This is a genomic window from Maridesulfovibrio ferrireducens (genome assembly GCF_900101105.1).
GTDB classification, from domain to species: Bacteria; Desulfobacterota; Desulfovibrionia; order Desulfovibrionales; family Desulfovibrionaceae; genus Maridesulfovibrio; species Maridesulfovibrio ferrireducens.
On record NZ_FNGA01000002.1, the window covers coordinates 777,400 to 789,882 of the forward strand.

The window sequence follows — 12,483 nt, forward strand, 5'->3', positions numbered from 1 at the left end:
CCTTAACTTCTCAATTGTGCGAGCATATCAGCATCCAGATCCTGAAATTCATCCAAACCTTCCCAATGATCTTTAACGTAATTGATCCATTTTTCGAGCTGCAATCCATGTTGTCCATCAGGCAATATGTTTCTATCCAACGCAATCCTGACATAACCGGGATTGATAATAACACACTGATGATCAATCGCATCTGCGATGCTCACCAGCATTGAAACACTCATATCAAAATCCTGATATTGATGGTGCGCCCCTATCCCGTGGACGATATCACCAGACATTCCCCACAACCCCATAAGGTATGCACCTATATGGGCATGGGTCGTACCAAGTATTTCAATTTCGCAATCACATATAGGCTGATGAGTTTCAGCAACTTTTTTTATTACTTTTCCATATTGAACAGAAAACGAATTTGCCAAAACAAGTTTACCTATATCATGAAGAAGACCTGCCATCCGCGCCTGAACTGCCACGACCTTATCAATTTTTTCGCACTCACATATAAGCCTGATAATATTGGACACACGAAAACTATGCTCCCATAACAAGTTCAGCGAAAAATTAGGGAGTTTTTTTTCATCATACATGGCAAATAAATGAGTGGACAAAATCAGCGCTTTGACACTTTCGAGACCAAGCATTGTAATAGCCTGAGAGATGGAACCTATCTGCGTAGGAAGTCCGAAATATGGGGAATTAACAAGTCTAAGAATCTTTGCAACCAAACCTACATCCATCGAAATGTATTCAGCAACTTTTTTAATAGACGGGTCAGTAGATTTCAGCTCTATCTCAATAGATTCGAACACGTTCGGAGTAACCGGTAAAGACTCTATTTCAGTTACCAACTTTTGCATTTCTGGATCTGTCAATATTTCGCGGGATTTAATTGCTCCTTCGATTTTATCTATCAGTTCCTCAGCCTTACACGGCTTTGAGATATATTGGTGAACAGCCCTTATACTCCTGATAACTTCATTCAAACCGACCTGTCCGGAAAGCGCCATTCTGATCATGCCCGGATACTTATCTTTAACTTTGTTCAGAAGATCAGCTCCGTCCATTCCCGGCATCTTAATATCGGAAACAACAACATCAAATTTCATATCTTCAAGCAAAGCAAGAGCGGCAACTCCCGAGTCAACAAACTCCATTTTCCACTCGTTGCGTTTAGCACGAAGCATACGTTTTAAGGCGGCAAGAACATTGGGCTCATCATCCACAAACAACACGCTGATCTTATAGGCTGTCATTTTCTTTAACTTCCTCAAGTGGCAATTTAATTGTGCATTTCGTTCCAACACCCAGCTTGCTGCTGAAGTCTATTATTCCACCATGTTTTTCATTAATTATTGAGTAACATAACGTTAAACCCTGTCCTGTGCCAAGCCCGACATCTTTGGTCGTAAAGAACGGATCAAAAATCTTCGGTAATATTTCTGCCGGAATTCCCTCTCCGGTATCTTCTATCTCAAGAACAACCCATAGAGGATCAAGGCGCGTTCGAATAGTGATAGTTCCTTTTTCGCCACTGCCACTCACTTTCGCACTGATAGAATGGGCAGCATTAACCACTATATTTAAAAAAGCCTGATTAAGGTCATTAATAAAACAAGGAATCAATGGAAGATCAGGGTCCAACTCAAAAACAACATCAGCGCTATATTTCCATTCATTTCTACAAACCGTAACGGTATTATCAAGAGCTAAATTAATATCACCCATCTGTCTGAATTCCAATCCGGGATGAGAAAACCTTTTCATAGCCTGCACAATCCTGGTTATACGCTCAACACCGTCCTGCGATTGAGCAAGAGCTGCGGGTATTTCCTCTAAAAGGTAATCCATATCCTCATTATACCAACGGGTAAAAGCTTCTTCACATACTGGATCTTTTTGTAATTGGCAGATCGCTTTATGCCGCTTAATGACTCCGCTCATTTCTTCAAATGCTCCAGACAAAAATATAATATTATCGCCTAAATATTGTGCCGGAGTATTAATTTCATGCGCTATTCCTGCCGAAAGATGCCCTATAGATTCTAACTTCTGCGCAAGACTAAGACGTAGCTCAAGTTCTTTTCTTTCAGTAATATCAAAAATAATTTCAATAAACTTATCTTCTCCGTTGACTTTACTTTTAAGAACCGTTTTTGAAACAGGGAGCCCCGTTCCATCCATACGATGCATCCTGAATTCCCGTTCCCGTATCTCTTTTGTTGCAGCAGGACAATTTTCAATAACATTCCCGTCAGTTGCCCGCCAGCATATAACATCGCACCGTTGACCGATAATCTGTTCTTTGCTTGCTCGCAGCATTTTTGATGCGGCACTATTTATAGAGTCTATAACACAAGTAACAGGATCAACAATAATAATACCTGCTTGAATACCATCCAGAATGTTTTCCATTAACTCCTTACTGGCGGCAATCTCCTGCTTAGAGTTCACCCTTTGAATAGCAAGTGCGTAATATGCCGCAATGCGTATTACGGCATCAACGTCACGCTGGGTAAACCCGCCCGGTTTATTAGCAACGGCTATTTGACCAACCAGCTTATCCCCAAGAAGAACTGGAACCGACAAATAACTGCTTAGTGCTACATGGCCGCTAGGAACTCCTTTGGATTTAGGATGATTCATAGGATCATTACTGAAAAAAGGCTGCAAAGTATTTAACGAATGCCCCCAAAGCCCAGGATATGTGCCGTCTACACTTTTTGAAAAGAAAAGAGAATCGCGCTTTGTTGCGACAGAGCATTCATCCTGCATATTGCTGCAGGCCAGAACAGTCGCACCTCCTTCAGCAATAATGGAGGCATTCCCGAAAAGACTTCCTGTAACCTGTATAACTTCTTTAAGCACAGCCTCAGATGTATTTTTAAGATTGGCTTCGGGAGCTACAAGTGGAGTGTATAATCTTGCAAGAGCAGAATTCAGCTTTAGATTCCACCCAGCTTCCTTCTCAGCTTTGACTCGCTCGGTTATGTCCATGATATGAGCCATCTGATAATCAATCGACCCGTCACGTTTTCTGGTACAACTGGTTAATAAAGCCACATATACGATTTCGCCATTCTTTCGAATATAACGTTTCTCTATGGTGTAACTATCAAGCTCACCGGCAACCATCTGATCAAAAAGATATTTATTCTTATCAATATCATCAGGATGTGTAAAATCAGGCCAACTTAATTTCTCTAAATCTTCCCTGCTGTAGCCTAAAATTTCACAAAATTTATTATTAAAATCTATCCACTTTTTATCAGCTCCGACAATAGCCATTCCAATTAGGCCTAACTCAAAATAACTTCTAAATTTTCGTTCACTGATTCGCAGCCGTTTTTCAACTTTTTTACGATCGGTTATGTCCTGATTAACTCCATAGACTCGTTGCAGTTTACCTTCATCATCAAACTCAGGGGCAGCTACACAATGAAATAAATGCTCAGTACCATCCTTGAGAATAGCCCGATATTCAGCAGAAACAGTCTCTGTGTTTTTAAATAAGCTCATATATATGCTGAAGATCCTTTCTCGATCGTCAGGATGAATTATGTTCTCAAAGAAAAACTGGTCAATATCCTTAAATTCTTTGGGCTTATATCCATAAAGTTGATAATGATTATCCGTCCAGAAAATCTCATCAGTGGAAACATTAACCTCCCACCCTCCAATACGGCCTATCTTCTGAACCTCCTCCAAAAGTTTTTTCGCCTGCATTAAATCAATGTCTGCTTTTTTGTGTTTAATAATGTCCCACGCAAAATCCGAAATATTTGTAGTAATTTCAATATCTGCATCTGTATAATTGAAAGGCTTATTGCCAACGCCTAAAATAGATACAACCTTACCGTTTCGAATTATTGGAACCACCAGTTCGCGAATTACAGGAGTATGTCCGGGTGGCAATCCTTTTTTATTGGAAAGAGATACATAGTCATTATGAATAACCGCTCTTTTTGTATGTATGCAGTCCGCCCAAACTCCCGCATCGGCAACCGGATAAGGCTTCCCCTTTTCTTCAGAAATACACATTTCACTAGATGTGCGCGTTGACCATGCTTGCAGCATAAGTGTTTTTTGATCCGGTGAAAGGTAATGATGAAAACCCATCTGACTGTTAGTTAAGTCCTCGACTAAATTAACAGTTTCAATGAGCACCTCCTCCAAAGAATGATTAAGAGAAAAATCCATCAACTCCAGACGTGCCTTCATAACCGTTTCGGCCCGTTTCTGCTCCGAGATGTCCTCTACCGATACCGCTACAATAAAATAATGAGGATTTTCTGACTCATCTATAACAATAGAAAAAGACATCTCAACCCATATGTTTTCCCCAGATCTAGTAACCATTCTTTTGGAAAGTTTAACTTGCTCCCTCCTTCTAAGCATCTTCTCTCTAAACATAATATAATCTTTTTGATCGTAAGGGTGAATCATGGATATAAAATCCATACCGTGCAACTCTTTCTGAGAATAACCCAAAAGCTTGCTAAACACTGGGTTAACCATGAACAATTTCCCGTCTAAATCCATATGAGCTATACCGATCGGCGCATTATCAAAATTTTCCTGTAACTGTTTCTGCGCTTGATGAAGATCACTGAGATCTGTAACGCTTGCGATTGCTCCGACATAATTTCCGGTTTCATCTAAAATAGGTGAAGTCGCGATGCGAGTATAAACAGGATTTCCTGACTTATTCAGAAATTCAAAATCATGAACTTCTTCGACACCACTCTCCCTCCTTGAAATATTATTTTCACAATCTCCCTTACGATCTTCGGACATAAAATCCATCAAATTTCGACCGATCATTTCTTCCGGTGTATATCCAAGCATTGAAGCAATTGAGTTGTTCGCAAAAAGAGTATCAGCGTCTTTATCTATGATCCATATACCTTCAACCAGTCGCTCGAATCCTACTGCGGATAAAGGGACAGACAAACTTGAAAGGTAATCAAGTGAAACGCCATGCCCCCGCTCAAAGCGCTGCACTTCTGCGCGAGCCCTCTTCAGTTCCGCAATTAACTCTTTTTTAGTCATAGATTCGAGATTTCTCATATTCTCTCCCCAAACAGATAAACTTCGTTCTAGCCTCTATTAATAAAGGATTTTTAGAATAATTAGTACTCTTTTTATTAAAATTGCGTTTACAAACTCTTTTTATCCCCTCTGTTCTTATGTGCACAACTATTTGTGCAAATAGTGTTATATTCTGCACAAATAGAACTCACATTCTCAACCTTAGCCAATTATTTCATACCATTATAGAATGGAATAGTTATTGCTAATCACTGACTTTGTGCAAGACGAAATTTGAATCGCCTGCACGTATAAATTTAGCTGATCGTTTGGAGGGTTAATGCATTTTTTAATGGAAATGGCTCTAGTGCTATCCATGTTTGTATCATTAGTGGCTGCAGCATGGGGATGCCTTAACATATGGAAAGGACAAACCGACTCTATAAAATGGCTGGAAAGGGGACAATTACTTGTTATTTCGTTAGTTATTTTCTCCAGTATAATTCTGTTATGCGCATTAATAACCCGTGATTTTTCATTTAAATATGTTGCGGACTATACAAGTCTTGAACTTTCAAATTTCTACGCAGTTACCGCTTTCTGGGCCGGAAGACCGGGGTCTTTGCTATTCTGGCTATTGGTTATAACTGTAGGCGGAACCATTTTTCTCGGCACTAAAAAATATTCAGATTTGCCCGAAGAGACAAAAGTCGCATACTGGATGCTTTACTTTGCGATTCAGGCCTTTTTCCTATTCATCCTGACCAATGCAAGCCCGCCATTTACACAGCTTGCTAACATCCCCGCAGATGGAACCGGACTCAATCCACTATTGCAGAATCCCGGTATGGCTTTTCATCCGCCACTTCTCTTTTTCGGTTACGGGCTGTTTACTGTTCCCGCCTGCTTATCGATCGCAATGGCTATCACAAAAGGTGAAGATTCATGGATGAAGCTGACTCGCGGCTGGGTGCTTCCGGCATGGTCATTTCTTAGTGCCGGGATAGTGCTCGGCGCATGGTGGGCTTATATGGAACTGGGCTGGGGCGGATACTGGGCATGGGACCCGGTGGAGAACGCTTCCATCATTCCATGGTTCGTAGCTACAGCATACCTGCACACCTCCATTCTAGGTCAGCGCTACGGAGTGTTCAAACGAATCAATATTGTATTGGTTAACCTCACCTTTTTGATGTGTGTTGTCGGTACATATATTGTTCGAAGCGGTATCATTGCATCCGTGCATGCCTTTGGCGGCGGCGGAGTCGGCGGTTTACTGCTCGCCTTCATTCTATTCTATCTGTTCTTAACTCTATCAGCCTCATTCTTCGCCAACGTAAAAAAATCCAGATTGGAAGCCAATGCTTTCAGCCGCCAAGGACTTCTCGTTGTAACAGTATGGGTCTTTATTGCTTTGGGCACTGTTATTTTTCTAGGCACCATGTGGCCTGTAATAAGTCTCGGATGGGAAACAAACCCCGTCGGTGTTACCGCAGGCTTTTATAACACCGTAACAATGCCGTTGTTTACCCTCATAGGATTGCTGCTATTAATCTGCCCATGGTTTTCATGGAACGAAGGCATTCAGGATAAGAACGGCCTTGCTGTTTCCGTTTTTACGGCTTTGTGCCTTAGCGGAGCGGCATGGTTCGGCGGAATCCGCATGATCCTTCCACTTATAGCCTTCGGCTCCGGAGCGGGAATAATAGCGTCCACCATAATGCTTGCCCTGCGAAACAAAACTCTATCCAGCAAACGATTCTGGATCGCCCACGGGACTCATCTCGGTGTTGCATTAATGATCATAGGAGTGGCTATCTCCGGTCCATACGCAACCACCCAGCAAGTTGCGATATCCGAAGGACAGACCTTTTCGTTTTCAGGATATGAATTCACTTACAAAGAGCTGACCGCTTCAAAACGTCACGGCATTGCATCTAAAATGGCTAATATTGTCGTTAGTAAAAATGGACAGGAAGTCGGAATTCTAAAACCGGAACAGTTAACATTCCCCGGCAACGATCATCCGCACTCTGAAGTATCCACAATATTCAGCTTCGGCAGGGAACTTTACGCGACAATACACGACATAAAAAATGGTCGGCTTGAACCGCTGACGGTCAGTGTCCATCCGCTGGTCAACTGGATATGGGTCGGTGGAACGCTAGTCACCCTTTTCCCGTTTGTCGTATTCTTTCCGGCAAGAAAAAAAAAATCGCACAGTCCAGACGCGCAGTAATCAGGAGTAATTAAATGCAAACCAATACATCCCCTAAAGGGAAACAAGTTGTTGTCATAACTGTGGCTGCCGGACTGGTTTTAATGCTGATGTTCTCGTTCATGTCCAAATCACATCAGCCTGTTCAACGCGCGCAGTCACGGCCTGCTGGCTCACAGAGTGCAGGCCCGTCAATGAATGCTGAACAAAGTTCCAAAATACAAACCTACATGGAACAGTTAAAAACCAATCCAGATAATACTGAAGCCTTAAACGGATTAGGTGAAGTATTCATGAGTATGGGTTCATTGGAGAAGTCGGCATTCTTCTGGAATAGACTGCTGAAGATTACACCTGAAGATGAAAGCGCGCTATACCACTACGGCATAGTTTTGCTTAAGCTGGATAAGACCATGCAGTCTGTGGATCAATTTGAAAAGATAGTAAAATTGAATCCTGAAAACTACCACGCATGTTACTACCTTGGTATGATTCTTAGAAATGACTTGAACCAAAAAGAAAAGGGCGCAAAATACCTGCGAAAAATCTTAGAGATTAACCCCGATCACAAAGAACTTATTGATATTGTCCGAAAGGAACTGGCCAAAGGTTAACAAATAAAGCCCATGCTGATTTTAATCAGCATGGGCTTTTTAATTCTAATCAGCCACCGAACCAACCGGGAGAAATAACTTCTAATGCTTTAGTGTAATGAACCCGCAAGTCTTCAAGCTTACCGGTAATAACCTTTTCCTGCTCACCAAGACTTGTCGGGCAGATTTCTTTCATTTGATCGACAACGGCTTCAAGTTCTTTCATTGTTGATTTTATCATGATGATCTGATCTCCGAGATCTGAAGATTTCTCATCAGCCAGAACATCATATAAGCGGGCTTTCCACGAATTAAGTTCCATTTCAAGACCGCTGCAATAATTCTTTACAGCCTTCTTTTTTCCAGCTTCAGTGCTGCAGCCGTCAATACCTTCACAACTCGGGCATGGTCCGGGATAATCCATATTCGCCATAACTAGCCTCCAAACGGTTTAGAGTTATTAACGTTTTAAGACTAGCATAGACACTTTCTTTTGTGCACATCTTTTTTATAAAAATGTTTCTACAACAACAGACTGTTTTTATAGAATAAAAATATTATTCAATGTTCCAGCGGGAAATATATTCATCAACATCAAACTTCCGGCGGCATCCCCGTTCATTCATATATCGTATTGAGCCGTACACTGGACGCTTCTTCCATGCACGGTCGTGCAGCCCTGCAATAGACCAAAGCGCTCCGACATATCCATTAGGGGATCTTCCATCCAGTTGATACTTATCATTGAGAGTCATTGCGGTTTTAACTGCCTGTTCCGGAGAAGGTGACCATTCAAGAATTTTCTTAGCCCAGTACATACGCATATATCCGTGCATATATCCTGTACGCCGCATCTGGTTTTGCGCGGCATTCCAAAGAAGAGAATGAGTCTCCGCTTTATCAAATTCATCGCGCGTATAAAGATATAAACGCTGATCATCCCTATGGTCATCAAGCGTGGCAACAGCCCACTCAGGCGCTCCGCTAAGCGAATCGTAATCGGCATTATGCAAACAAAAATTTTCAGACAACTCCCGCCGCACAATCAACTCCTCAAGAAACATATCCTGACTATCCCCAGCTCCGGTCGCGGCCACATCAAGAGCGGCCCGCTGAGGCGCAAGCTGCCCGAATTGAATATAAGCTGACAGACGCGAAGTAGCTCCGGCGTTAGGATTGTTACGCTTTTCAGCATAATTTATCAGCCGGGTCTTGATAAAAGAATCAAGAGCAATATGCGCTGATTTTTCGCCTGAAGGAAAGTCCACGGGAAAAATAGATCTATCCACATTAATGGCGCGGTAAGCTGCGTTCCAGTCCGGCTCGGGGATGTCCGGCGGCGAGACGTGCTGCGGAATAAGTTCAGGGAAATCTTCAAGATATTCGAAAAGCAGACGGTGTATTTTAGGACGTATCGTGCGGGCTGCATATTCCTGTTTATCTGAAACCACACGTGCGGGAACAATATTACGTCCGTCTACTTCGATAAGCGGCACCTTAAGTTCACGAGCTGCCTTTTTCTGCCACGACCAGCTGGTTCGCAGCGGATCAAAATCAGTAACAACAGTCCCTGCCCCTATGTCATTTGCCAAACTTACAATTTCAGCATCAGGCCCACCTATCCGCAGCGCAAAAGGGATACCCATTTCAGCCAGCTTATCCGCAACTTCCTTAAGACCTCTGAGCATGAAATCATACTGACGAAAAGTTGCACACATAAAACTTGGAGACATTACAAAACAGACAACAAGCGGGCGAGTTTCACCTGCAAGCTCCCGGGCATAAAGCAATCCCCAATTATCCTTAACGCGTTGCTCGCGGCTCATCCAGTAGATCACCGGACCTCGGCTATCCTCTGCATCTTTGGAACTTTGCTTATCATTCAAAGCATAAATACGTTTATCATGAACCCGCATAAACTTCCTGCTGAATTAGAATGTTAAGCTTTAGGTAAATGGCATTTAGGAGCGGCCCCCTTTACAAGTGTCGGACCTTCCAAAATTTTACACGCTGTTTTCTCAGCCAAAGCTTTAGCCATGCTTTTAAAAACCACACTGTGAAATGGATATACAGACCACCAGTAAAGCAATCCGGCCACACCCCGCGGTAAAAAACGAGCCGTCATTGTCAGCACGGTATCACCTGTTTTTTCCTCTTCCAGAGTAAATTCCAGCAAAGCCTCACCGGGAAGTTTCATCTCTGCAATGAGTAATAAACGCTTATCTGCCTGAACATCAAGTACTCGCCAGAAGTCAAGTGCGTCTCCAACTGCAATCAGCGTAGGATGCCTTCGACCGCGCCGCAGCCCCACTCCGCCGATAAACTTATCAAGCCAGCCCCGCACGCTCCATAAAGCATCCCATCCATACCACCCGTTATCGCCGCCTATCGCTAAAATATTCGACCATAACTTTTCACTGCATATCTGCAATTTGATGCGATAGGCGGTGTGAAAAACAGTACCCCCGGTATATCCGGCATCACCGCAGATAGCCCATTCGGGCGTATTTATTGAACCTGCGTCCGACCAGCAACTATCAACCAAATGTTGCGCGACCTTATCTAAAGCCCGGCTGATAGCTAAGCGACAACTGCTTAACTTGCGCGGCATAATCTCGCGAATGCGGTAATCTTTGCAAACCACGCGATTACGCAACCCCATTACCAGCGGTCTGGCCAGAGCAACGGGTATGGGCGACACAAAGCCGAGCCAATAAGATGAAAGTTTGGGAGTGAGAAAAGGAACGGGAATAATAAGTCGCCTGCGGAGTCCGGCTTCTTCCTGATAAACACGGAAAAGACGCTCATATGTTTCAATATACGGCCCACCGATATCAAAAGCATCCCCAATTGTTTCGGGATGTTCCAGACAACCTGAAAGATAAAACAACACATCACGGATACTTATAGGCTGAGTTTCAGTCTGTACCCATTTAGGCGTGATCATAACAGGCAGACGGTCCACCAGATAACGTATCATTTCAAAAGAAGCACTGCCCGAACCGATAATAACTCCCGCCCGAAAGGTGGTGCAGGGAACAGTACCGCCGGATAAAATTTCTCCAACCTCAGCGCGGGATTTTAAATGATGGCTGATATTCGGATCGTCGGGGATCAATCCACCCAGATAAATAATTCGCGCAAGCCCCGTGTCCTGTGCGGCACGGACTGTGTTCTGCGCGGCCATGCGATCTTTTGCCGCAAAATCTCCGCTACCGGACTGCATGGAATGAACAAGATAGTACGCGGCGTAACAACCGTTAAGAGCCGTTAATAACGAGGCTGTATCAAATAAATCCGCTGCCACGACCTCGCAACGTTCGTGCATAGCAAAGGGACGGCATTTAAGCTTGGAAAGAGAACGTCCGACAGCACGCACCCGCCACCCTTTTTCAAGAAGTTGCGAAACAAGTCTTCCGCCGACATAACCAGTCGCACCGAGAACACATACAGTATAAGATGCCCGCTTATCGCGTGAAAGATTATCCGGCAACTTTGCACGTGAAAGATTTTCGGATAACTCTGTAACTATTCCTTCCTGTTTTGATTCAGACATGATTCCTCAACATAAGTTCTGCGGGATAAGGATTCAAATAATATTGCTTTGCTAAATAGTCTTTTGAATACTTTCTGACATAATGATTAAGTAATGTGATCGACGCAATCAATGGAATCAACCCTTTGCTGAATTGATCCAGCAATTCAAGCATTTCCTGTTTTTCATCTGCACTTAAATCCTTTTTAAAATATCCAAAAGCGTGCATCAAAACGTTTATATGTTTTTTAACTGTCAGTTTATAAGTCAAACCTTTGAAAAGCATTTCAAAATACTCAGCAAAAAGAAGTTCAGGAAGTTCAGTTCCGGCTTTTGCAACAATCTTTCCCATGGCCCGGTAAATCTGTACATTATGAGCCATTATCAGCATTTTATGACGAGTGTGAAATTCAACCAAGGCTCCAGCAGTAAATCCATCAGACATCGCATCCCGCCAGCGTTTCAACGTAAAAACCCGCGAAATAAAATTCTCCCGTAATGCAGGATCATGCAGTCTTCCGTCATCTTCAAACGGCAAACCGGGAAATCTTTCCATTACCATGCGTGCCCACATTCCAATACCATCATGACGTACTCTGTTGCCGTCATTATAAACTTTAACCCTGTTCATACCGTTTGAAGGAGATCCAAACCTGAAAACATAACCGCATATATCTTCACGCTCCAATTGATCCAATCTCTTTTGTCCCCAATCATACATCTGAGCAGTCCAGTCTTTACCGGAACTGCGTCCGACCAGTCTGGGAGAATCCAAATCGCCCACAAGACGAACGGCTTCACGAGGGATGGACATACCGCACTCGACCTCAGGACAAACAGGAACCCATTCTACGTATTGCCCGAGAATATCCCGTAAATAACGATCCAGTTTTTGAGATCCGTCATACCTGACACTTTCTCCCAAAAGACACCTTGCAATACCCAGTTTAACCTTGTTGCAAGATCCCCGCTCTTCATAATTCATATGCTATTTACCTCCACCTAATAAGGATTCTTCTAATAACACATACCCGAGTTACAAATTGAAAGCTACAATCACAACAAAACTCTTCAACACTTTTTTGTCATTATTTTATTGAGTTGAA

The 12,483-nt window shown here is 43.0% G+C and carries 8 protein-coding genes; 2 read left to right on the forward strand and 6 right to left on the reverse strand.

Going from position 1 to position 12,483, the window contains the following annotated elements; all coding sequences use genetic code 11:
* Positions 1–2: 2 nt before the first annotated feature.
* Together BLT41_RS08335 and BLT41_RS08340 are read right to left on the reverse strand one after the other, a co-directional pair.
* Entirely contained in the window at positions 3–1,256 is a 1,254-nt protein-coding gene (locus BLT41_RS08335; protein ID WP_092160076.1) for a response regulator, read from the reverse strand.
* The gene (locus BLT41_RS08340) at positions 1,243–5,070 is read right to left on the reverse strand and encodes a PAS domain S-box protein (protein WP_092160078.1); all 3,828 of its coding nucleotides are present in this window, start codon (positions 5,068–5,070) and stop codon (positions 1,243–1,245) included. Before BLT41_RS08340 ends, BLT41_RS08335 begins: the two co-directional genes overlap by 14 nt.
* Before the next feature lie 301 nt (positions 5,071–5,371).
* Here BLT41_RS08340 and BLT41_RS08345 point away from each other — a divergent pair, with 301 nt between their 5' ends.
* The gene (locus tag BLT41_RS08345) at positions 5,372–7,270 is read left to right on the forward strand and encodes a heme lyase CcmF/NrfE family subunit (protein WP_092160079.1); all 1,899 of its coding nucleotides are present in this window, start codon (positions 5,372–5,374) and stop codon (positions 7,268–7,270) included.
* Between the two features lie 14 nt (positions 7,271–7,284).
* Positions 7,285–7,863 carry a tetratricopeptide repeat protein gene (locus BLT41_RS08350; RefSeq protein ID WP_092160081.1) on the forward strand — a complete coding sequence of 193 codons (579 nt, stop codon included), beginning with the start codon at positions 7,285–7,287 and terminating at the stop codon, positions 7,861–7,863.
* Positions 7,864–7,912: 49 nt separating this feature from the next.
* On the opposite strand, the gene BLT41_RS08355 is transcribed toward BLT41_RS08350, so the two are convergent.
* The 4 genes from BLT41_RS08355 to BLT41_RS08370 all read right to left on the reverse strand — a co-directional run bounded on the left by BLT41_RS08355 (position 7,913) and on the right by BLT41_RS08370 (position 12,362).
* Positions 7,913–8,275 carry a hypothetical protein gene (locus tag BLT41_RS08355; protein ID WP_092160083.1) on the reverse strand — a complete coding sequence of 121 codons (363 nt, stop codon included), beginning with the start codon at positions 8,273–8,275 and terminating at the stop codon, positions 7,913–7,915.
* A 124-nt stretch (positions 8,276–8,399) separates the two neighbouring features.
* Positions 8,400–9,758 (reverse strand): deoxyribodipyrimidine photo-lyase, encoded by a 1,359-nt coding sequence (gene phrB / locus BLT41_RS08360; protein ID WP_092160085.1) that lies wholly within the window; start codon positions 9,756–9,758, stop codon positions 8,400–8,402.
* A 23-nt stretch (positions 9,759–9,781) separates the two neighbouring features.
* On the reverse strand, positions 9,782–11,398 hold the full coding sequence (locus tag BLT41_RS08365) for an SDR family oxidoreductase (protein ID WP_092160087.1): 1,617 nt from the start codon (positions 11,396–11,398) through the stop codon (positions 9,782–9,784).
* Entirely contained in the window at positions 11,391–12,362 is a 972-nt protein-coding gene (locus tag BLT41_RS08370) for a YbgA family protein (RefSeq protein ID WP_092160089.1), read from the reverse strand. The genes BLT41_RS08365 and BLT41_RS08370 overlap by 8 nt, the downstream gene beginning before the upstream one ends.
* Positions 12,363–12,483 lie beyond the last annotated feature (121 nt).

Coding starts and splice junctions, on each gene's coding strand:
- BLT41_RS08335 (WP_092160076.1), bottom strand. CDS start 1,256: ATGACAGCCTATAAGATCAGCGTGTTGTTTGTGGATGATGAGCCCAAT.
- BLT41_RS08340 (WP_092160078.1), bottom strand. CDS start 5,070: ATGAGAAATCTCGAATCTATGACTAAAAAAGAGTTAATTGCGGAACTG.
- BLT41_RS08345 (WP_092160079.1), top strand. CDS start 5,372: ATGCATTTTTTAATGGAAATGGCTCTAGTGCTATCCATGTTTGTATCA.
- BLT41_RS08350 (WP_092160081.1), top strand. CDS start 7,285: ATGCAAACCAATACATCCCCTAAAGGGAAACAAGTTGTTGTCATAACT.
- BLT41_RS08355 (WP_092160083.1), bottom strand. CDS start 8,275: ATGGCGAATATGGATTATCCCGGACCATGCCCGAGTTGTGAAGGTATT.
- phrB (WP_092160085.1), bottom strand. CDS start 9,758: ATGCGGGTTCATGATAAACGTATTTATGCTTTGAATGATAAGCAAAGT.
- BLT41_RS08365 (WP_092160087.1), bottom strand. CDS start 11,398: ATGTCTGAATCAAAACAGGAAGGAATAGTTACAGAGTTATCCGAAAAT.
- BLT41_RS08370 (WP_092160089.1), bottom strand. CDS start 12,362: ATGAATTATGAAGAGCGGGGATCTTGCAACAAGGTTAAACTGGGTATT.